Origin of the sequence: Hyalangium sp. (assembly GCF_045802625.1) — a bacterium.
GTDB lineage: Bacteria > Myxococcota > Myxococcia > Myxococcales > Myxococcaceae > Hyalangium.
In genome coordinates this window covers 21,294-41,476 of record NZ_JBJMQP010000032.1, presented here as the reverse complement: position 1 = coordinate 41,476, position 20,183 = coordinate 21,294, and the positions used below count along the sequence as shown (strand labels likewise).

At 68.2% G+C, this 20,183-nt stretch carries 21 protein-coding genes and 1 tRNA gene; 11 read left to right on the top strand and 11 right to left on the bottom strand.

Translation table 11 applies throughout. The features are described 5' to 3' along the window. The coding region (locus ACJ8AT_RS05425) for a hypothetical protein (RefSeq protein ID WP_407736519.1) at window positions 1-596 on the top strand (596 nt) is incomplete at its 5' end. 86 nt (window positions 597-682) lie between these two features. Here the strand turns inward: ACJ8AT_RS05425 and ACJ8AT_RS05420 are convergent. The 3 genes from ACJ8AT_RS05420 to ACJ8AT_RS05410 form a co-directional block, all read right to left on the bottom strand. Continuing rightward, window positions 683-1,048 (bottom strand): cupin domain-containing protein, encoded by a 366-nt coding sequence (locus tag ACJ8AT_RS05420; RefSeq protein WP_407736517.1) that lies wholly within the window; start codon window positions 1,046-1,048, stop codon window positions 683-685. A gap of 178 nt (window positions 1,049-1,226) precedes the next feature. Continuing rightward, the gene (locus ACJ8AT_RS05415; protein WP_407736516.1) at window positions 1,227-1,403 is read right to left on the bottom strand and encodes a hypothetical protein; all 177 of its coding nucleotides are present in this window, start codon (window positions 1,401-1,403) and stop codon (window positions 1,227-1,229) included. A gap of 119 nt (window positions 1,404-1,522) precedes the next feature. Then, complete coding sequence (locus ACJ8AT_RS05410; protein ID WP_407736514.1) at window positions 1,523-1,726, bottom strand: cold-shock protein; 204 nt, start codon at window positions 1,724-1,726, stop codon at window positions 1,523-1,525. Window positions 1,727-1,995: 269 nt separating this feature from the next. On the opposite strand from ACJ8AT_RS05410, the gene ACJ8AT_RS05405 reads away from it, so the two are divergent. The 4 genes from ACJ8AT_RS05405 to ACJ8AT_RS05390 all read left to right on the top strand — a co-directional run bounded on the left by ACJ8AT_RS05405 (window position 1,996) and on the right by ACJ8AT_RS05390 (window position 4,956). Next, window positions 1,996-2,496, top strand: coding sequence for a Spy/CpxP family protein refolding chaperone (locus ACJ8AT_RS05405; RefSeq protein ID WP_407736513.1), 501 nt, complete (start codon window positions 1,996-1,998; stop codon window positions 2,494-2,496). A 37-nt stretch (window positions 2,497-2,533) separates the two neighbouring features. Continuing rightward, window positions 2,534-2,794, top strand: a complete 261-nt coding sequence (locus ACJ8AT_RS05400; protein ID WP_407736512.1) for a hypothetical protein — start codon at window positions 2,534-2,536, stop codon at window positions 2,792-2,794. Between the two features lie 15 nt (window positions 2,795-2,809). Then, window positions 2,810-3,490: a response regulator transcription factor gene (locus tag ACJ8AT_RS05395; protein WP_407736510.1), complete on the top strand. Its 681-nt coding sequence runs from the start codon at window positions 2,810-2,812 to the stop codon at window positions 3,488-3,490. 128 nt (window positions 3,491-3,618) lie between these two features. Further along, a complete protein-coding gene (locus ACJ8AT_RS05390) occupies window positions 3,619-4,956 on the top strand; it encodes an ATP-binding protein (protein ID WP_407736508.1) in 1,338 nt (445 codons plus the stop codon). Here the strand turns inward: ACJ8AT_RS05390 and ACJ8AT_RS05385 are convergent. Genes ACJ8AT_RS05385 through ACJ8AT_RS05370 form a run of 4 tightly spaced genes read right to left on the bottom strand, consistent with a single transcriptional unit; the run spans window position 4,904 to window position 10,620 of the window. Then, window positions 4,904-6,403, bottom strand: a complete 1,500-nt coding sequence (locus ACJ8AT_RS05385; protein ID WP_407736507.1) for a lipase maturation factor family protein — start codon at window positions 6,401-6,403, stop codon at window positions 4,904-4,906. The genes ACJ8AT_RS05390 and ACJ8AT_RS05385 overlap by 53 nt on opposite strands. A 55-nt stretch (window positions 6,404-6,458) precedes the next feature. Next, the gene (locus ACJ8AT_RS05380; protein WP_407736506.1) at window positions 6,459-7,265 is read right to left on the bottom strand and encodes a carboxypeptidase regulatory-like domain-containing protein; all 807 of its coding nucleotides are present in this window, start codon (window positions 7,263-7,265) and stop codon (window positions 6,459-6,461) included. A 29-nt stretch (window positions 7,266-7,294) separates the two neighbouring features. Continuing rightward, window positions 7,295-8,179: a heme o synthase gene (gene cyoE / locus ACJ8AT_RS05375; RefSeq protein ID WP_407736504.1), complete on the bottom strand. Its 885-nt coding sequence runs from the start codon at window positions 8,177-8,179 to the stop codon at window positions 7,295-7,297. 44 nt (window positions 8,180-8,223) lie between these two features. After that, window positions 8,224-10,620, bottom strand: a complete 2,397-nt coding sequence (locus ACJ8AT_RS05370; protein WP_407736503.1) for a tetratricopeptide repeat protein — start codon at window positions 10,618-10,620, stop codon at window positions 8,224-8,226. Window positions 10,621-10,798: 178 nt separating this feature from the next. On the opposite strand from ACJ8AT_RS05370, the gene ACJ8AT_RS05365 reads away from it, so the two are divergent. The 3 genes from ACJ8AT_RS05365 to ACJ8AT_RS05355 all read left to right on the top strand — a co-directional run bounded on the left by ACJ8AT_RS05365 (window position 10,799) and on the right by ACJ8AT_RS05355 (window position 13,443). Next, a tRNA-Ala gene (locus tag ACJ8AT_RS05365) sits at window positions 10,799-10,874 on the top strand. 95 nt (window positions 10,875-10,969) lie between these two features. Next, the gene (locus tag ACJ8AT_RS05360) at window positions 10,970-11,563 is read left to right on the top strand and encodes a DUF2760 domain-containing protein (RefSeq protein ID WP_407736502.1); all 594 of its coding nucleotides are present in this window, start codon (window positions 10,970-10,972) and stop codon (window positions 11,561-11,563) included. A gap of 26 nt (window positions 11,564-11,589) precedes the next feature. After that, the gene (locus tag ACJ8AT_RS05355) at window positions 11,590-13,443 is read left to right on the top strand and encodes an Hsp70 family protein (RefSeq protein WP_407736500.1); all 1,854 of its coding nucleotides are present in this window, start codon (window positions 11,590-11,592) and stop codon (window positions 13,441-13,443) included. A 56-nt stretch (window positions 13,444-13,499) separates the two neighbouring features. Here ACJ8AT_RS05355 and ACJ8AT_RS05350 read toward each other — a convergent pair whose 3' ends face one another. Then, the gene (locus ACJ8AT_RS05350) at window positions 13,500-14,450 is read right to left on the bottom strand and encodes a hypothetical protein (RefSeq protein WP_407736499.1); all 951 of its coding nucleotides are present in this window, start codon (window positions 14,448-14,450) and stop codon (window positions 13,500-13,502) included. 1,005 nt (window positions 14,451-15,455) lie between these two features. Between ACJ8AT_RS05350 and ACJ8AT_RS05345 the strand changes: the two genes are divergently transcribed. The 3 genes from ACJ8AT_RS05345 to ACJ8AT_RS05335 all read left to right on the top strand — a co-directional run bounded on the left by ACJ8AT_RS05345 (window position 15,456) and on the right by ACJ8AT_RS05335 (window position 17,199). Further along, window positions 15,456-16,487, top strand: coding sequence for a hypothetical protein (locus ACJ8AT_RS05345; RefSeq protein ID WP_407736498.1), 1,032 nt, complete (start codon window positions 15,456-15,458; stop codon window positions 16,485-16,487). A gap of 3 nt (window positions 16,488-16,490) precedes the next feature. Next, window positions 16,491-16,946, top strand: coding sequence for an immunity 26/phosphotriesterase HocA family protein (locus ACJ8AT_RS05340; RefSeq protein WP_407736497.1), 456 nt, complete (start codon window positions 16,491-16,493; stop codon window positions 16,944-16,946). 79 nt (window positions 16,947-17,025) lie between these two features. Then, window positions 17,026-17,199, top strand: a complete 174-nt coding sequence (locus tag ACJ8AT_RS05335) for a hypothetical protein (protein ID WP_407736495.1) — start codon at window positions 17,026-17,028, stop codon at window positions 17,197-17,199. A gap of 314 nt (window positions 17,200-17,513) precedes the next feature. On the opposite strand, the gene ACJ8AT_RS05330 is transcribed toward ACJ8AT_RS05335, so the two are convergent. From ACJ8AT_RS05330 to ACJ8AT_RS05320, 3 genes are all read right to left on the bottom strand, one after another. Next, a complete protein-coding gene (locus ACJ8AT_RS05330; protein ID WP_407736494.1) occupies window positions 17,514-17,717 on the bottom strand; it encodes a YjzC family protein in 204 nt (67 codons plus the stop codon). Between the two features lie 77 nt (window positions 17,718-17,794). Then, a complete protein-coding gene (locus ACJ8AT_RS05325) occupies window positions 17,795-18,472 on the bottom strand; it encodes a DUF7002 family protein (RefSeq protein ID WP_407736493.1) in 678 nt (225 codons plus the stop codon). Beyond that, window positions 18,469-20,103, bottom strand: coding sequence for an adenylosuccinate synthetase (locus ACJ8AT_RS05320; protein WP_407736491.1), 1,635 nt, complete (start codon window positions 20,101-20,103; stop codon window positions 18,469-18,471). The genes ACJ8AT_RS05325 and ACJ8AT_RS05320 overlap by 4 nt, the downstream gene beginning before the upstream one ends. Window positions 20,104-20,183: the final 80 nt, after the last annotated feature.

The following is a 20,183-nucleotide window of genomic DNA, read 5'->3' as shown; positions in this document are numbered from 1 at the left end:
GCGATCCCACGCTGAACCGGCTGGTGAAGGAGTCCTTCCAGTACGTCTACGAGGACCCCAACCACCTGCCCAACGGCGCCGAGAGCCAGAAGTGGCTCAAGGTCGCCCAGGACCTGGCCGCCGGTGGCATGAGCGCCACCGACATCAAGTTCGAGCTGCGTCGGCAGATCCGCTTGGGCAAGGACGGCCTGGACAACACCAGCGATCCCACGCTGAACCGGCTGGTGAAGGAGTCCTTCCAGTACGTCTACGAGGACCCCAACCACCTGCCCAACGGCGCCGAGAGCCAGAAGTGGCTCAAGGTCGCTCAGGACTTGGCCGCCAACGGCAGCAGCGCCACCGACATCAAGTTCGAGCTGCGCCGCCAGATCCGCCTGGGCAAGGACGGCCTGGACAACACCAGCGATCCCACGCTCAACCGGCTGGTGGAGGAGTCCTTCCGCTACGTGCTCGAGAACCAGTACAGGCCGACCTCCAACCGGGAGAAGGCCGAGTGGCTCAAGCTCGCGCAGCAGCTGCGCGACCAGGGCTCCAGCGCCACGGAGATCCAGTTCGAGCTCCGCAGACAGATCCGCACCTCGCTCGCGAACCGCTGAGCGCGAGGCGCCTGTCCGCCTCATGGGCCCTGGTGCCAGGCCAGGGCCCACTCGCCGCGTCTCACGTCTCCGGCGGGCGCCGGCTCTCAGGCCCGCGCCGGCCCCTTCTGCACCGTCTCGTCACGGCCGTGCACGGCCGCTGGCGGGCTGGTGGCCTCCACCGCGGTGAAGGGCTCGAGGATCTTGTACGTGTGGCTGGCCCCGCGCGGCACGAGCCACGAGTCCCCGGGGTTCAGCAGCAGGACCTGCCCTTCCAGGTGCAGCTCGGCGCGGCCCTTCACCACGTAGCCCACCGTCTCGTAGTCCCGCACCATGGCCGGAGCCGGCTCTCCCGGCTGTTCCTCTTCCCACAGCCGCATGGCCACGCGGACACCTGAGGCCAGGTACTTCTGCCCCATCTCCCCTCGAGGGGAGTGGCGCGCTTCGACTTTCTTGACGCTGGTGTCGCCCATGCCTGGTCTCCTCCGGTTCGCGGTGTTCACCGCTGAACGTCTCTGAGGGAAGGTAAGGAAGGAGCGAGGTGGGACACACCCGAGGGAGCCCGGCTGCCCCCTCCCAAAGGAGGGAAGCAGGGGCTCGACCTCAGCCTACAGGGGGTGCTGCGACTTCAGTGCCGCGACAGCGGCCGCCTCAGTAGCCCTCGAGCGGCGGCTGCGGGCCGGGGACGATTCCGGCGATGTCCGGATCCACGCCGTCCTGGCCCGGCTGACTGGCTTTCTCCGCCTTCTCCTTCTTGCGCTGGTCGCGGCGGACGTCCTTCTCCTTGTTCTTCTCTTTGCGCGCCAGTTCTTTCTGGCGTTTCGACATTCCCGGGTGTTGTGGCACGGTACCCTCCTTACACAGCGATACGAACTGGGGACGGAAAACAAAAGGCCCAGCCCCTCATAAAGGGCCAGGCCTCGGTCTGGCGAGATGAATGATGTGCGTTAGCCGATAACGCGAACGTTCTCTGCCTGAAGGCCCTTGGGGCCGCGCTTCACGTCGAACTCCACCTTCTGGCCCTCGGCCAGCGTCCGGAACCCGTCCGATTGGATGGCGGTGTGGTGGCAGAACACATCCTCTCCACCCTCCTGCGCGATGAAACCGAACCCCTTGGCATCATTGAACCACTTCACAGTACCAGTAGCCATTGCTCTTCTTCTTTCCGCTAAGTGACGGCCGACAGTGCCAGCCCGCCCGTTGCCAGAGCGGACATCGCTCCAGCACCGCCCCTGTATCACCGGAGCGCCGCAAATGTAACCCTTTCGGTCCCCAAAGGATTCCAGGGGGACCCTCCCCGCCGGGCTTCACACTTCTTCACGCGGGTGGGGGCACGGGCTTTACACCCGCTCTCTACCTTCTGCTCCACACAACGCGATACCCGGACGCTCTGCCGCCCGGTCCCTCAAGGAGCAGGACCATGTTTGGATTCTTCTTTGGAACCGCTTGCCTGGCTGGCCTCATCTTCACGCTGCGCCGCGCGCGCTGGCACCACTACCACGGGCGCGGAGGCCGCGGGGGCCGCGGCGGCGGGCGCTGGAGCTGGCGCGGCCGCATGCGCTGGCTGTTCGAGCGGCTGGACACCTCGCCCGGCCAGGAGAAGGTGTTCGTCAAGGCGGCGGATGAGCTGAGCGAGACCTTCGAGAAGATGCGCGACGAGTTCAGCGCCAGCCGCGCCACCGTGGCCCGGGCGCTGCGCGGCGAGCAGTTCGATGCCAACTCGCTGCGCGAGCTGCACGAGAAGCATGACGCGCTGATCGCCCAGCTGCGCGAGACGCTGCGCACCTCGATGTCGCAGATCCACGAGGCGCTGGATCCGCGCCAGCGCCGCGAGCTGGCGGACCTGATCGAGCACGGCTGGGGCTACGGCTACCGCGGCCACGGCGGCTGCGGCTGGGGCGGCGGGCACCGGCACTGCTGATGGGCCCTGAACACGGAAACTTCCAGGAGATACCACCATGCGACGCTTTCGCTTCCTTGCTGTGCTGTTCGCCCTGGGGACCGTCGGGGGCTACGCCTCCGGGTTCGCCAGCCTGAGCCACCACTCGCAGTGCCGCCGCGCCTGGATGGAGGAGCGCGCCGCCCAGACATGCGCGCCCTGCCCCGCCAGCACCGTGGCTCCCGCGCCCTCGCGCCTCGAGGCGCCGGTGCCCTCGCGCCCCGAGGCGCCGGCTCCCGCCAACAACGCCGAGGCTCCCCCTCCTCCCGCCGCGCGCTAGAGTCCTGAGTCCGCCATGGCGACCCGCGTCCTCCTCATCGACGATGACACCCGGATGTACGAGCTGCTCGCGCAGTACCTGGGGCAGAACGGGATCACCGTGGCCCACGCGCCGGATGGAGGACGCGGGCTGGCCGCGCTGGAGGCCAACGCCTACGACGCGGTGCTGCTCGACGTGATGATGCCGGGCATGGACGGCCTGGAGGTGTGCAAGCGCATCCGCGCCAAGCGGCAGGTTCCCATCCTCATGCTCACCGCCCGAGGCGACGAGACCGACCGAGTGGTGGGCCTGGAGCTGGGCGCGGACGACTACCTGGCCAAGCCCTTCAGCCCGCGCGAGCTGCTGGCGCGGCTGCGGGCCGTGCTCCGGCGCGCGCAGCCCACCGCGGTGGCGGACCGGCTGGAGTCCAGCGGCATCTCCATCGACGTGTCCGGCCGCGAGGTGCGGGTCAATGGCCGGGCGGTGGAGCTGACCGGCCTGGAGTTCGATCTGCTCGTGGCGCTGATGCGGCGCGCGGGCCGAGTGATTCCCCGAGACGCCCTGCTGGGCGAGGCGGGCCGCAGTGACACCGTGGTGGGCGAGCGCACCGTGGACGTGCACATCTCCCACTTGCGGCAGAAGCTCGGGGACGAAGGCGGCAAGCTCATCAAGACGGTGCGCGGCGTGGGCTACGTCTTCGCCAAAGAGGGTGCGTGATGCGCCCCCCTGGCCCTCCCGCCCCCGAGTCGCAGGATCCCCAGCCGCAGGGGCCCCAGCCCGAGGACGTTCGGCGCTTCCCTCCCTGGAGCCGGAGCCGCCGGCATCACCGCTGGCACCCTGAGCACATGGCCCGGGCCCACGGCCGCTGGCAGTACGCCCACCAGTGGCGGACGACGCGCATGGGGCGCTACATCTTCGCCCACCTGCACCGCCGGATCTTCCTCTGGTTCGGGCTCTCCATCCTCGTCACGGGGATCGTCGTCGCCACGGTGATGAACCTCATGGGCGGCTCGGCCTGGCGCCAGCAGATGGACAAGGCCCGCAACTTCACCAGCAACCGCTTCGCCGAGGTCTGGGACTCGCCTCAGCGGCGGGAGGAGCTCGTCCGGGGTATCTCCCGCGACCTGGACGTGGATGTGGAGCTGCACGACGCGGCCGGAGCGCTGCTGGTCCGCGCCGGTAACGCCTGCGAGGCGCCGGACTTCACCGTGCCCGTGGTGAAGGAGGGGATCGTGCTGGGCTCGGTTCAGGCCTGCCCCTGGAGCGCCCACTCCCGGACTCCCTGGCGCGGAATCCCGCCCCTGCTGCTGGCGGGCGCCATGCTGTGGATGCTCTCGGGTGGCATCGCCCGGAGGCTCACCCGGCCCATGGACGAGCTGGCCCGCGCGGCCTCCGCGCTCGGCGAGGGCAAGCTGGAGACGCGCGTCAACCTCCGCTGGGATGCCACGGGCGAGATGGGCCTGCTCGCCGAGGCCTTCAACGACATGGCCGCCCGCATCGAGCGCCAGATGGCGGACCAGCGCGAGCTGCTCGCCGCCGTGTCCCACGAGCTGCGCACCCCGCTGGCGCGCATGCGCGTCCTCACGGAGATCCTCCGGGACGGCGGCGGAGATCCGAAGACGCTCGACAACGTGGACCGCGAGGTGATCGAGCTGGATGCGCTGGTGGGCGAGCTGCTCGCCAGCTCCCGCCTGGACTTCGGCCAGGTGACGCCCAGCCCGCTCGAAGCCACGGAGCTGACGATCCGCGCGCTGGAGCGGACCGGGCTCTCCGCGGAGCTGCTCTCGGTCGAGGCCGCGGACACCTCCCTGGTGGCCGATGCGACGCTGCTGGGCCGGGCGCTCGCCAACCTCCTGGAGAATGCGCGCAAGCACGGACAGGGCGCCGAGGCGCTGCGGATTCTCGAGCGCGATGGCCGTCTGGCCTTCTGCGTGGACGACCGCGGCCCGGGCCTGCTCCCCGGCGAGGAGACGCGCATCTTCGAGCCCTTCTATCGGAAGGACCGCGGCGGCGAGGCGCGTGAGGCAGGCTCGCTCGGGCTCGGGCTGGCGCTGGTGCAGCGGATCGCCAAGGCCCACGGCGGCGAGACCTTCGCGGAGAACCGTCCCGGCGGCGGGGCCCGCGTGGGCTTCAGCGTTCAGCGGGCAGGTCCGCCCGCCGCAGCTGGCCTGCCTCGAGCGTGAGCGGTGGGCAGTACGGCCCCACCTCGCGCCGAGTCCAGTACGCGCCCGGGGCCTTCCACTCGGAGAGGTCCGTGAAGCGGTAGTCGAAGAGGCGCGTGCGCACGAAGCGCGGCGGAGTCTCCGGGAACGGCTCCTCTCGGAAGAAGCCTCGCGCGTTCGGGGCGCCTTGCAGGAGCTGCTCCTGGAGCCGGAGCAGCCACGGGTTGTCCTCGCAGCGGGACAACGAGGCGAACCACATCTGCCAGTCGAGCCGTGGCTGATGGGGCGCCACGAAGCGCGGGGCCTCGTTCACGGGGCCGGGGCGCCAGCGCAGGAGGTACTCGCGCCACGTCTGTCCGTCAGCGCTGCCTTCGAGGACGATCTCCTGGCGCTCCGTCGTCATCACCGCGAAGAGACCGTAGGTGTTGATGCTGCGCAGGCCCGCGATCTGGCCGAGCGTCCAGCTCACCGGTGAGGGCAGCGGGGTATGGCTCAGCCGTTCCGCGTCTTGAGCCAGCCCGAGGATGGCGTACACGGCCGCGAAGACCCCGAACGCCGCCGTCCCCGCACGAGGCTGGCGTACCGCCGGAGCCGCCTCGGGAGACAGCCGCTGGAAGAGCCTCCAGCGCGTCAGCACTCCGTCATCCAGCGCGGAGAGGCACAGCACGATCGTCAGGAAGTTGAAGAACCCGTAGTTCCCCGTGGTGAGGATGCCCACCTGCAGGGCCACGAGCGCCCCCGCGCCCACGAGCCGCAGCCGCCTCGGCCCGAAGAGGAGGAACGGCGCCCCCAGCTCGATGGCGAACATCACCGCCACGCTCGCGTGGTGGAGCGTCGCGGGCAGATGCGAGACGAAGTACGCGATGACGTTGGGGAGCGGCTGGCTCCAGTAGTGGAACTCGAGCGCCGTGAGGTTGCGCCACGTCGAGTCTCCACTGGCGAGCTTCACCAGTCCCGACATGACCATCAGCCGGAACAGCAGGAACCGGACAAGGAGGATGGCTCCCCGCCGAGGCTCGGGCCCGCTCCCACGCGGCAGCAGGTGCCCAGGCGTGAGCGGCAGGGAGACGAGCGCGGCCTCCAGCAGCAGTACATCCCACTGGAAGCTGAGGAAGTCGCCGCCCACGACGGTGAGCGACAGGTAGCAGGCCCACGCGCCCACCAGGGCCCAGCGCGGCGCCACGTTCGCCACGAGCAGCGCGCCACAGGCCAGCCCGGCGAGGCCCACGCCCCAGAGGGCGCCCTTCCCCGCGCCGAACAGCCACAGCAGCGTCGGCAGGCGGAGGAAGCGCTGGGAGCCCAGCTGCTCCCGGGCCCAGTCGAGCCACGCCGCCGCGGGCTCCAGCCCCTCGGGCCCCATCAACCCCGAGAGCTGAGGCAGGAGCGAAGCAAAGGCGAGGCAGAAGATGAGCCCGAGCCCGCGCAGGTACAGCCAGCGGACCCGAGCCAGTCCCCTGCCCTCTCCCATGGGAGGGAGCGGCAGGGCTTCAGGGTGCCCGTTGCCCGAGCTCACACTCGTGGAACTAGCCCTTGTCGGAGCCGTTGAACTCGAAGGAGGCCTCGGCGGTCTCGCCGTCCTTCACCGTCACCTGGGCCGTCTTCGTCCCGAGCGTCTCGTGCCACGCCTCGAGCGTGTACGTGCCGGCCGGCAGGCCCGAGATGGAGAAGGCGCCATCGTCGCCCGTGGTGGAGAAGTACGGGTGCTGGCTCACCACCACGAAGGCCTTCATCCACGGGTGCACGTCGCACTTGAGCTGGATCATCTCCACGTCCGGCGGCGTGGCCTTCGACACCGGCGGCATCGAGGGCGGCTGCGCCATGTTGAACAGGGGCTTGCCGCCCGCCATGGCGCGCACGTTGTGCAGCGTCTGATCGCTGTTCCTCACCTGGATCGGCTGGCCCGCCTGGGCGCCCATCACGCGCGGCGTGTACGTGCACTTGAGCTGATCCACGACGACAGGCGGGCTGGACTGACTGGCGGCAGGAGCCCCTGCCACCGGGCCCTTCACGCGCACCAGCACGTTCTGCAGCTTGCCGTCCTTCGCCATCACCGGCTGATCCTTCAGCGCCATGCCCTCGCAGGCCGGATCCGAGGGCGGGGCGATGTCGGCCCCGGCCGGAGCCGCGCCGGTGAACTTCACCACGCCGTGGATGGTGCTGTGCCCGACGGGAGCGGGCGGAGTCTGAGCCGGCGCGGCGGCCGTCGGCTTGGCCTGCTCCGTGGCGGTGGGAGTGGAGGGCGCGGGCGCCGCCTCATCCTTCTTGCAGGCGGACAGGCTCACCAACCCAGCCACCCCGAACAGGGCGAGGCCGAACGTGCGCAGCTTCATGGAGGATCTCCCTTGGCAGACAGCGAAGGCTAGAGACGCGCGCCACTGTCGAGCATCAGCGCGACGAAGAGGCCCGTGAGGTACAGCAACGAGAAGAAGAACGTCTGTCGGGCCCAGGGCTTCCCGAGCTGCCGGAAGAAGCCCCACGCCCCCATGCTCAGGAAGCACAGCCCGAGCACCGCGGCCACCACCAGGTACCACGCCCCGGCGATATGGAGCTGGTACGGCAGCAGCGTCATCGGCACCAGCGCCACCAGGTAGAGGACGAGCTGCGCCCGGCTGGACTCGTCCCCGCGCTCCAGCGGCACCGACTTGAGCCCCGCCGCGGCGTACTCCTCCTTGCGGAACAGCGAGATGGCCAGGAAGTGGGGGATCTGCCACAGGAACAGGATGGAGAAGAGGACAAAGCCGCCGGTGTCCACCTGCCCGGTGACGGCCGTCCACCCCATCAGCGGCGGCAGCGCCCCGGGCACAGCGCCCACCAGCATGGCCGCGGACGTGCGCGACTTGAGCGGCGTGTACACCAGCACGTAGCTCAGGAAGGCCAGCAGCCCCAGGCCCGCGGTGAGCAGGTTGGCGCCCAGGGCCAGCGCGGGCAGCGACACGGCCGCCAGCGACAGGCCGAACCACAGCGCCACGCTCGGATCCATGCGCCCGGAGGGCAGCGGCCGGTTGCGCGTGCGCGCCATGAAGCGGTCGCTCTGCCGCTCGAGGTAGCAGTTGAGGGTGTTGGCGGCGGCCACGGTGCCGGCGGTGGCCAGCATCGTCACCAGGGCGCGGGCCATGGGCAGCTCGCCCGGGGCCAGCCAGATGCTCCCCGCGGTGGTGGCCAGCACCAGGCTCGACAGCCGAGGCTTGGTGAGGGACAGCAGATCCGTCGCGGTGTTCGATAAGGACACGGCTCGCGCGCTCACACAGACTCCAGGGTGGGGCTCGACAAACTCAGGCACCGCCAGCGCTATCCACCCGACGCCAGGCGTTGCAGCTCGGGGGCGTGCTCGCCCTTGGGCTCGATCTTCAGGTACTCCTGAGACAGCATGCGGACCTTGTCGCGCTGCTTGCTGTCCTTGCTGAGCATGGTGGCGTAGAAGTAGTAGGCCGGGCTGTAGTTGCCGTCCGAGTCGATGGCCTTCTGGAAGTACTCCTCGGCCTTGGCCGTGTCGCCCTTGCCCTGGTACACGCGGCCCAGCTCCGTGAGCGCCAGCGCGGCGCGGTCCGGCTGGCCGATGAACTCCTGCACGGCCTTGTCCAGCTGCTCCTTGGCCTTGTCCCAGTCCGAGCGCTCCCGGTAGATGGTGCCCATGGCCAGCCGGGCCTCGGGGTTCTTCGCCTTGGGGTCCTTCACCGCGCGCTGGTACTGGGTCAGCGCCTCGTCCAGCTTGTTCTGGCGGCGCAGGGCGTCACCCAGCATCACCACCAGCTTGGGGCTGTCGCCCATGGTCTTCAGGGCGGTGGTGAGCGCGTCGGCGGCCTCCTTCTCGCCGCCCTGCTTGGTCATGAGCGCCTTGGCCAGCTCCACGTAGGACTGGGCCCGGGTGCTGTCCAGCTTGATGGCCTCGCGGATGGTGGAGGCGGCCTGATCCGGCTGGCCCTCCAGCATCAGCCGGCGGCCCTTGATCAGCAGCAGCTCGGGGTTGGTCTTGTCCAGCGCGAAGCCCTCCTGCTCGGCCTTGAGCATCAGCGCGCGCGCCTTGTCCTTCTCCGCGGGCACGCCCGTGGCCTCGGTGAGCTTGGCCTGGATGTCCGGCTTGAGCGCATCCATCGCCAGCGAGACGCGGCTGATCAACAGCGAGCGGGCCAGCTGCGCGGCGGCCAGCTGCCGCGGCGAGGGCGGCGGATCCGTGTCCAGCAGCTTCTTGAGCATCTTCGCGGCCAGCTCGTAGAGATCCAGGCCCGGCGTGTCCTGGTTGAGGATGAGCAGCGACTTGCCGAGCAGGGACTCGGGGTGGTCCTTCTCGTAGCGCAGCGCGAAGTCGTACTGCTGGAACGCGGTGCCGTCCTGGCCGAGCCGGCGGTACACCGCGCCCAGGCCGGCGTAGATGCGCGGATCATCCGGCGCCAGGGTGTGCGCCTTGTCCAGGTTGTCGCGGGCGTGCTCCAGGTCGCCCGCGTTCATCTGGATCAGGCCCAGCGTGAGGTACAGCAGCGAGCTGGACTTGCCCTGCGCGTCGAAGGCCTTCACGCGCTCCTCGAGCTGGCCCAGGGCCTCCTTGCCCTTGCCGCCGTAGGTCTTGATCAGCGCCTCCGCGGCGTACAGGTGCGAGCTGATCTCGCCGCCCTTCTGGGCCGCGACCAGGTGCTCCTCGGCCTTGTGGCGCGCGTCATCGCCGCCGCCGTGCTCGCCCCAGCGGATGGCCCAGGCATAGGCCAGGTAGCCATGCGCCGCGGTGGAGTCCGAGTACACCTCGAGCGCCTTGTCAGCCTCCTCGCACGCCTTCTTGTAGGAGTCGAACGAGTCGTGCTTGAGCTGCTCGGTGGCCGCGTCCAGGTGCTTCTTGAACTCGTGGTTGAGCTTCTTGGTGTGGTTCGAGTACCAGGCATAGCCGACGACGGAGAACACCGCGAAGACGGCGATGCCCAGCGTGATGTACTTGCTGGTGGGGCTCTGCTTCGCGCGGCGCTTCGGGCTGACCTCGTCGTCGTCGTCCTCCAGCTCCTCGACGACGGCCGGACGGCGAACCACGGGGCGCGGCTGGTTCGCCGCGCCGGGCTGAGCGCCCGTGGCAACCGGGCGAACCGCGGGCGTCCCAGTGGCCGAGGGGCGCCTGGCCACGGGCGCGGGGTTCGGGCTGGCCACCGCCGTCAGCGTGGGCGCGGCGGCGACAGGCGGCTGCTGCACGGGAGCCGTGGGAGCCACCGGCGCGGCGACAGGGGCGGCCACGGGCGCGGCGACAGGGGCCGGAGCGGGCGGGGGCGCGGCGGGCTTGGGCTGCTCCACCTTGTACTGCTGCATGAAGGCCAGCGTCTCCGAGTCGGTCGGATCCGCCTCGAAGGCCTTCAGGAGGTTGGCCTTGCCGGGCTCGGCCTCGCCCGTCTTGAGCTGCAGCATGCCGACCATGCGCAGCGAGGACTTGTCGGCGGGCTGCACCTGGAGGGCGCCGAGCGCCTCCTCGAGGGCCTTCTTGTCCTTGCCCTGCTGGAGGTAGACGCGGGCCAGCAGGAGGCGGGGATCGGCCGCGTTCGGGTGCGCCTTGACGCCCTTCTTGCAGACGACCATCGCCTCCATGAAGCGGCCCATGCCGAGGTAGGCCTCGGCCAGCGGCTTGTATGCTTCGGATGACGGGTCAGCGGCGAACGCGTGCTCGAGCTTTGCAAGCTCGGCCGGGCTCAACGTCTTCATGGGAGAGGTAGACATTTCCGGAAGATGCGCCTGAGAAGGAGGGTTTTTATGACACCCAGTACGCTGCGCGTCAAATGGGATGGATCCGTTTCCGCGCTCTCGCTTGACAGCCTCACAGGGGTCCGGTATCTGCCCGTTCCACTTCGGCGGACCCCAAATGGGCCGAAGCGCCGCAAGCAGGCCAGTCAGTTGTGGGGGTGTAGCTCAGTTGGGAGAGCGTCGCGTTCGCAATGCGAAGGTCACCGGTTCGATCCCGGTCACCTCCACCAGGAAGTGACAGAGGGCCTCACTGGAGACAGTGAGGCCCTTTGCATTTGGGCCACAAGCGAATTGCAAAGGCCCCCGGCTTTGTTATCCGGAGCCGATGACCGAACAGCCCTCGCTTTCGTTCTTCGCCCGGCTCTGGTTGGCGTTCCTGTGCTTCTGGCGCGTGCTCGTCTCCCGCCCCTTCGCGCAGGCCGTCCACCCGCTGAGCCAGGCCTATGACGCGGGCTCGCTGAAGGCCGGCGCGCCCTCGCTGCCCGCCCCCAAGCCGGAGCCCAAGCCCGAGCCTCCGCCCGCCCTGCCCCCCGAGCGCGAGCACGCCTCGGCGCTGCTCCTGTTGTCCATGCTGCAGCGCGAGGGCCGGCTGGTGGACTTCCTCCAAGAGAACGTGGCCGGGTTCCCGGACGCGGATGTGGGCGCCGCGGCGCGCATCGTCCACGAGGGCTGCCGCAAGGTGGTGCAGCAGTACCTGGCGCTCAAGCCCATCCTCCCCGAGTCCGAGGGCGCCACCGTCTCCGTGCCGGCCGGCTTCGACGCGCAGCGCATCCGCCTCACGGGCAACGTCGCCGGCCAGCCACCGTTCTCCGGCTCACTCAAGCACCACGGGTGGGTGACGACGGAGGTGAAGTTCCCCTCGGTCAGCCCGGCGTTGGATCCGCGCGTGCTGGCCCCCGCTGAAGTCGAGCTGACCTGAGTCCTGCCCAGGAGGCAAAGCCGCCCATGGCCCGCTACGCGATCGGCATTGATCTGGGCACCACGCACTGCGCGGTGTCGTACTTCAACCTCGAGGAGGGCAAGCCCCGGGGCTCGGCCCAGTCCATGCTGCCCATCGCGCAGCTGACGGCGCCGGGCACGGTGGAGGCCCGCCCGCTGCTGCCCTCCTTCCTCTACCTGCCCAGCGAGCAGGAGTTCCCCGCGGGCAGCCTGGGGCTGCCGTGGAAGCCGGACGCGAGCGCGTTCGTGGGCGAGTTTGCCCGCTCGCATGGCGCCAAGGTGCCCACGCGGCTGGTGTCCTCGGCGAAGAGCTGGTTGAGCCACCCGGGCGTGGACAGGCGCTCGGCGATGCTGCCGTGGCAGGCCCCGCCCGAGGTGCAGCGGGTGTCGCCGCTGGAGGCCTCCGCGCGCTACCTGCGCCACATGCGCGAGGCGTGGGACCACACCTTCGCCCGCACGCGCGAGGAGGCCGGCAACGCGCTGGCCCAGCAGGATGTGATCATCACCGTGCCCGCCTCGTTCGACGCGGCGGCGCGCGAGCTGACGCTGGAGGCCGCCCAGGCCGCGGGCATCCCCAACCTCACGCTGCTGGAGGAGCCGCAGGCCGCGCTCTACGCGTGGCTGGAGGCCCAGGGCGAGGGGTTCCGCAAGAAGATGAAGCCCGGCGAAGTCATCCTCGTGGTGGACGTGGGCGGCGGCACCTCGGACTTCTCCGTCATCACCGTGCGCGAGCGCGGCGGCGAGGTGGAGCTGGTCCGCGTGGCCGTGGGCGACCACATCCTGCTGGGTGGCGACAACATGGATCTGGCGCTGGCGCACACGCTGAACCAGCGCATGGCCGCCGAGGGCAAGAAGCTGGATCCGTGGCAGTTCAACGCGCTCACCTATGGCTGCCGCCATGCCAAGGAGACGCTGTACGGCGATCCGAAGATGGCGCGGGCGCCCATCTCCATTCCGGGGCGCGGCTCGTCGCTCATTGGCGGCACGCTGCGCACGGAGCTGTCCCGCGAGGAGCTGGACACGCTGCTCACCGATGGCTTCTTCCCGAGCACGCCGGTGACGGAGCTGCCGCGCACGGCTCGGCGCACGGGCCTGGCGCAGATGGCGCTGCCGTACGCGCAGGATCCGGGAGTGAGCCGGCACCTGGCCGCCTTCCTCACGCGGCAGGCCCAGGCGCTCGCGTCCTCTCCGGATGCGCCGGTGAACGTGAGCGGCAAGTCCTTCCTCCACCCCACCGCCGTGCTCTTCAACGGAGGCGTCTTCAAGGCCGGCCCGCTGAAGGCCCGCGTGATGGAGGTGCTCAACGGCTGGCTGCGCGCGGATGGGGGCGAGCCCGCCAAGGAGCTGGAGGGGGCAGATCTGGATCTCTCGGTGGCGCGCGGCGCGGCGTACTACGGCTGGGTGCGCCAGGGCCACGGGCTGCGCATCCGCGGCGGCACGGCTCGCGCCTACTACGTGGGCGTGGAGACGGCGATGCCCGCGGTGCCCGGCATGGAGCCCCCGGTGAAGGCGCTGTGCGTGGCGCCCTTCGGCATGGAGGAAGGCACCCAGGCGGATGTGCCTCCGCAGGAGTTCGGCCTCGTCACCGGCGAGCCCACGCAGTTCCGCTTCTTCGCCTCGTCCGTCCGCCGCGACGACAAGGTCGGCAATATGATCGATGACGTGGCCGGCCGGGAGGATCTGGAGGAGCTGGCGCCCATCGAGACGACGCTGCCGGGCCAGCCTCAGCCTTACGGGGACCTGACGCCGGTGAACCTCCAGGCGGCTGTAACAGAGGTGGGCACCCTGGAGCTGCGCTGCCTGGAGAAGAACGGCGCGGGGCGCTGGAAGCTGGAGCTCAACGTCCGCATGAAGGAGTAGCTCCCCAGCGCCAGCGAGCGGGCGTGCTCAGAGGGAGCGGCGTGGCCTCGTGCCGCTCAGGGATCCTTCCGCTCGGGCCAGAGCTGGTTGGAGAGGGAGACCTGCTTCTTGGGCTTCACGCCCGTCCAGTCCCCCTTCTTGCCCCACTCGACGCCGAGGACCGGCCACTTCCAGGCCTCCTGCGTCTCCGTCACCACATCCATCTGGTAGTAGAAGGTCCAGTTGTTCGAGCCATCGCGTACGCCCCAGACCACGCCCCGATTGCTGGCGTTGAGGGCCATGTAGAACGCGGGATCGAAGATCGTCACATCCTCGCCGAGCAGCCCGCGCTGCTGGAGCAGCTTGAGCGCGGCGCTGTACTGCCGGGTGTACTCCGGGTTCTGCTGCTGCTTGATCGTCCCCAGGTCCGAGGAGTTCACGTCGGGGATGACCTCCTTGAAGTTCACGTGGAACACCGTGGGGGTCGCCCGGGGGCCGGCGATCATGACGCAGCACCCGTTCATGGCGGCGGTGATGAAGAGATCAGCCGCGGGGCCCAGCTTCATGGAGAAGAAGCAGTCCGAGCGCCACGGAAGGAAGAAGCACTTCTTGGGGCCGTTGGCGTCGAGATCGAAGCGCGCCGTCTTGTGCTGCTGCGTGTAGGTGAACCGGACCTTCTTGAAGCGATCCTCCCCCTCCAGCTTCGTCCAGGGGTAGTCCCGCGCGAGGACCCTGAGCTGGGTCTCGCCCGCGTTGCCCGTGTTGCCGGGCATGTCGAGGCGGATCCCCTGGCCATTGAGCCAGTCCGAGCCATGCGTCCCGAAGTTCAAGAGGGCGTTCGCATGGAAGGCGGCCTCGAGGCGTTCATTCTCTTCGTTCGCCTTGCGATCTTCCTCGAGGCACTTCGCGCACTTGCTGCCAATCTTGAACGGGAGCTGGTGCTTGGCGCACTTGGGGCACTCGGAGCATTCCTCATTGAGGCACTGCCCCTTGTGGTTCAGCGGCATCTGGCAAACCTTGCACTTCATCGCAGCCCTCGCGTGCCTTGAGCGCTCCGGCGATGGAGCGCACTGCCCCGGATTGTACGCTGTGCCAGGGCCCGACGCGCACCCGGGGGCTCAGCCGCTCCAGCACCGCGCCTCGCCCTGGCGGCGGTGGCGCTCCTGGCCAGTCGGATCAGCCGGCCTCTTCATCCTCCGAGATGAGCCCCCAGGCCTCCTGGCGGCGGTGGCGGTCCTGGCCTTGGGAGCGTGGTGGGTGGGGACGCAACGGATTGGGGGCCCGCCCTCCCTCGCGCAAACCCAGACAGCGGCAGCGGGCCACACGGACGCGGAGACGGCGGGGCTCGGTCATGCAGCCGTGTCCACGTCCACGAGAGCCTCCCCTCCCCTCCAGGAGCCAAAAGGCCTGGCGGAGGACCCACTGCCCACGCCGCTCCCAGATCAGATTCGGCCTGATTCCAAAGGACGCTGCCCTCACAAGAAAGAGGTGGTCCTCAACGGAGGCTGCTGGATAGAGACTCCTCTGGACCGGGAGACCTGCGAGGCAATGACGCTCGGCGGCTACATGGGCAGCATGTTCAAGAACAAGTGTTACATGCCGGTCCTGCCACACGGACGCCAGCCCAACTCCAGCCCCACGCCCCCGCCATGAAGCTCGGTATGAATCAGACTGTGCTCATTGCCTTCTTCGAGGGTCGGGCTCCCAGGTACCGGCTGCCGGTCTTCTTGAAGACCAGTGCATCGACAATTCCTCGGGCGGGACTTTCACCCGCAGGTGACAGTGCACCTTTCACGGCGCACCCCAATTTGGACCAAACCCGGAGCGCATAAGAGCCAGGCGGTGAGCCTGCCATCCGCGCTCCCGGCTGTACCGCGTGGCCGGGAGAGCCCGGGCGGCGCCAGCCCCTACGCAGGTCTTACCGGTAAGACCACCGTAGGTTCTCCGCCTCGGGGCTTGGCGTTGGCATGAACGCGCGGCGTGCCTGTAAGCTCGAATACATGCCGACGGGTGCCAACGCCTGGAGTCGCTGCGTGACGCGTGGGTGGGTAGTGCTGCTGTGCATGGTGCTGGTGGGGTGTAGCGGCACGGCTCCGAGCGTCCGAGAGGCCCCGGAGCAGCCTCAGCGCTGTGTCTATGTCCCGCGCCGTGATGGTGCGGCCGGGGCGCGCAAGGAGGCGGTGGAGGCCCCGCGAGCGGGGAGGCGGGTGGTGCTGGTGACGGCGCCAGCGGGGTCTGTTCCCGTGGAACCGCTCGTTCCACGCTCGGCACCTCCCCTGCAGGGGCTATCGGGCGAGGGCCTGGGGGATGGGGTCCCCCGCGGTGTGCTCCGGCTCGTGCCCGAGGGCGGCCCAGGTGTGGAGGCCGGGGCTGGCGGCGCGGCGGGAGAGGTGGTGGTGGTGGGAGGCGCGGTGGTGGCGGCGGTCGGCAGCGGCCTGCTGGTATGCCTGACGGCCAAGGCCTCCGCGAATGGGGAGAAGACTCCCATCGACATCGCGGACAAGTATTACGGCACGCACTTCGGCGATGTGAAGGGCTGGGTCCAAGGTCAACACCCGGCCCAGGCTCCTCCGAGCGCTGCGCCCAAGTCAGTCCCTGACAAGGGTGACAAGAAACGGCTGGGGCGCATCTACGTCACCTACACGAAGCTCAACAAGACGACTCACCACTACTACGCGGGGCGGACCAGCATGATCGTTGATCTCACCCAGTCCCTCGCGCTTCAAGCGATAGCGGCCGTTCTCCTTCGCGATAAAAATCACCATATGGAGGATGAGAACGCCGAGCCGAAGAACGCTGCGTTCACCGATGCGGAAATGGATAGGTTCGATGTTGGGGGCGCCATCGACTATGACCAGAGATACGACGACATCGCGTACTGGCGGATTCGTGGCAGAGAGCAGCAGTTGATTGATTCCCTGGGATGCGCCCGCGCTGACACCGGAGAGCCCTATCGCACCGAGAACGCCATCCGCGGCGTGGCGAAGGACAATCCGCGAGGCCGACGATTTCACGACGCCGCCACGGAGGGGTGGGGCCTCCTTCACCCTTACACAGGATATTAGCAGATGCCGCGCCTCTACAAGCCAGGGTCGTTCTTGAGAATTCCCCTCGCTGACGGCTCTTTTGGATACGGCCGGGTGCTGAAACTGCCGCACGACGCCTATTACAATTACAGGACCGAGACTCCGGATTCCGACCTGGACCGGATTGCCTCCAAGCCCATCCTCTTCAAGATTTCTGTCCGTCATCTGGAGGAGAGAGGGTGGGAACTCATTGGGTGGAGGAAACTGGAGGAGCCGTTTTCTCAACCCATCGTTCAGTTCATGCAGGACCGGGGAAATTTCCGCGACTGCTTGATCTTCGACACGGCGGGTAATGAGAGGAGCGCGGAACCGCAAGAATGCATCGGGCTTGAGCGCGCCTCTGTTTGGGAAGAGTTGGGAGTAGAGGAACGCCTGCTCGACACCTTCATAGGACGGCCCAACGACACCGTGGAGCGGCATAAGGTCCGCCTGAAATAGGGGAGCCTCATGCTCGTTCCCTGCAAAGTCTCACGGTGAGACCTCCTCAAGCCGCCCTCCCATGAGGAGGCGGCAGGTGATGGGCAAGTGCCGCTTGGGACTCAACACCCCGAGTTCTGGGGTGGCCCGAAGCGCCGGGGCCAGCCTCCCAGGCTGCCAGGGCAGTGCCAAGTGCACCCTGGAGCTGCGCTGCCTGGAGAAGAACGGCGCGGGGCGCTGGAATCTGGAGCTCAACGTCCGCATGAAGGAGTAGCGCGGGCGGTGAGATTGGCCCCGATTCAGGCTCTCCCGCACTTTGTGTGAATTGGCTGTGAGGAGTCCTCTGAATTGCGCCAGTTCCTCTGCTGCACGTGACGAAGCCCCGTGTGCTTGACGTTCCGCGACCTGCGCAGACTGATGCCGCTCCGCGCGGAATCAGGCTCGGGCTTCTCCACTTTGAGCGGGGGATCCACACAAAGTGCGGGAAAGCCACGGCACTGGGGCAGTCTCAAGCATCCAAGGGCGGATGAATGGCTCGTCACTGCTCGCATTCGAGCGTGAGGGCACACGGGCTCCGACGCTCGCCATCTACGTCAGACGGGTGAGCCTCCACCAAGCTGCCCTGTTCTGAGATCTGATCGGAGGGAACGTTTCCCCCTTGGCGAGAGGAATATCCCGCTCATTGCTTGTCGGAGCGGGGGCCTGCGGATTGTCCACGTACCGAATGAACGTGTATGTACCACTGGTCTCGCACTTCGCACCGGTCTTGAACTCCTGTCCTACAGTCGCCATTGACTTCTCCTTGGTTGTTTCAAGACACAAGATAGAGACCAGAGACAGAGACGCATATCCCTCGTTCGGGGGGTTGCTCACCTCGCCTCGAAGAGCAGCGTGTCTGGCTGGCCCCCCATGTACTCCTCGACGCGGAGCACGAAGTCCCGGATGTCTGGCACGGAATGAGCGACGGTCAGCTCGACCACCGGCTCCCTGCGCTTGCGCTTCTGGTCCCAGAAAGAGAACGGGTACCGCGCCATCGGCAGGAAGGTGTCCGGTCCACGCCGCGCGGGGAACGGCTTCGTCGCCCCACTGTTGAGTGGAGACAGCAGGACGCGCGCCTCATGGCGAGCCAGCAGCCGCGCGGTGTCCACCGTCAGCACCGTCTGCCGCTTGTCACGGTACGCTCGGGCATTGAGAAGTTTCGTGAGCCGCTCGTGGCTGACCCAGAAGAACACCCGGGCGTTAAGGAGTTGGTACCAATCCGTCGGAGATAGCCCCCCACTCAGACTCCGCAGAAGCCCTGCGTCATCCATGGGTTTCTGGTCTCGAACAACCGCAGTCCCGTGCCGGGGGTGATGGAGTGTGACTGACTCGGGCCGATGCCGTGCTTCCAATGCCATCCGCTGCTCGCCCCACACCTCGAAGAGATCCAGGAGCGCCGAGGTGCTGAGCAGCCCATGGCGCTGGATGCTCGGCCAGCTACCTGCCTCCGCCATGTGGAAGAGGCGGGGAAAGCGCTCGGAGAAGGCCTCCGCGCGAATGCCACTCACCACGCCCTCCTGTCTAGGATGTTCCGGAAACCCAAACCCGTGGACAGGATCGACACTGGGGCCTGGGCGACCCGCTCGATGCCTTCGATGAGGAGGTGCGCCTCGGGGGTCAATTGCTCGAAGCGCCGGGCGGACCGGTTGCTCACGGCGAGATAGTCCACGAAGGTCAGCACCACGTCCGTGGGGGCGTTGAGCGAGGCGGCCTTGCGCAACAGGACCCAATCGAACTCGGAGACTCGCCGCTGACGGTTCGTCGTCGAGGTACGCTCCTGCGTCCGCAGTTCGTCCAGAGGCAAGCCCGAGCGCCGGGCGATCTCATCCCAGGAGAGTTCTCCGACCATGGGGCCCGAGGTGCCATTCCCTCCGTCGGGGTTCTGCACCCGAATGGGATAGGTGCGGCATACCAGGAGCGTCTTACGCACCCGACCTGGAGCAATACCGGCCTCCGCCAGGCACCCGCTCGCCGTCGTGTCCCGCGAGGTTACATACGGATAATCCCCATGGTGCAAGCTCAAGCCCGCCCCCTGGGTTCCCTCAACGAGGACTCTGCCCCCACGTGCATAGGTATCCTCCAGCACCTCCCGCGTCGGGTAGAGAAAGTGCCCGAGTTCCTCTATGTCCTTCGCAAGCCGGACCAGCGGTTGCGCCGCCGTGCGCAGCACCTTGCGCGCCGTCGCAACTCCCACACCGCGAGCCGTCGACGCAATTTGCTTCCGCAGGGACTCTTCCTCGAACATGACGTCCGAGGGTTCGATGAGGAGCGCTTGGGGATCGATGAAGAGCCTATCCGGCTTGAGTCGACAGTCGGCGATCTCCTGATGAAGAGCCGGCAGCGAGAGAGTGGCTCCAGGCCCCAGCACCACCCGCGCCCGAGGCGCCACCCGCGTCCCCGACGGAAGATGGTGGAAGGTATAGGGGACCAGATCCTCGTACACGCGATGTCCGGCATTGGGCCCCCCCACACGCACCAGGACGTCGTATTCGGGCGCGAGATAGGAAGCGATCTGACCCTTGCCCTCGCTTCCATACTGGCCTCCTACCAGCACGTCGACGAGCCGCTCCACGTCTCGGCCGAACAACCCGAGCAGGCATGCGACCTGAACCAGCACGGCCTCGGGGGGATGCCGCTGTGTGTTCAGCACCAGGTCCGCGAAATCCGCGAGTACCTCCACCCCTCGCTCCGTGGCATCGGCGCGGGCCTCCTCGAACGAGGCTCGCTCGGGATCGGACACCGCGTGCGCACGCCGTCGATCGTAACGCGTCGCAAGTTCCTGCTCTGGCGCGGACAGATGCACATGCATCACCCGGGCTCCCAGGGCTCTTCGCAAAGCCTCTACCTGGGATGCGATGCGGGCGGAATCCACGATGAGTAGATGGGGCGGCCCTTCCTGCCGCCGAAGGATTTCCTTCACCCCGTCTGCCACCCAATGCCCACCCGTCTCGCGATCCAGCGCCGCGCCGGCCTCCTGGAGCGAGCGTCGGTCCCCGCTGCGTTCTCCCAGGCGCGCGAGCAACAACTCCCGAGAGCTGACACGTTGTGCTCCGTGGCGCTCGACGAGTCCCTGGGCGAGCGTGGTCTTGCCTGCTCCAATCGGACCCGAGATGACAAGAACCCGCTCTCTCACTGACATTCGCGCCTCCCAGCTACAGACAACCTAGGAAAGGCGCCGTGGAGGGCCTATCCCCCTTTCGGGGGGATCTCCGCAGGGTA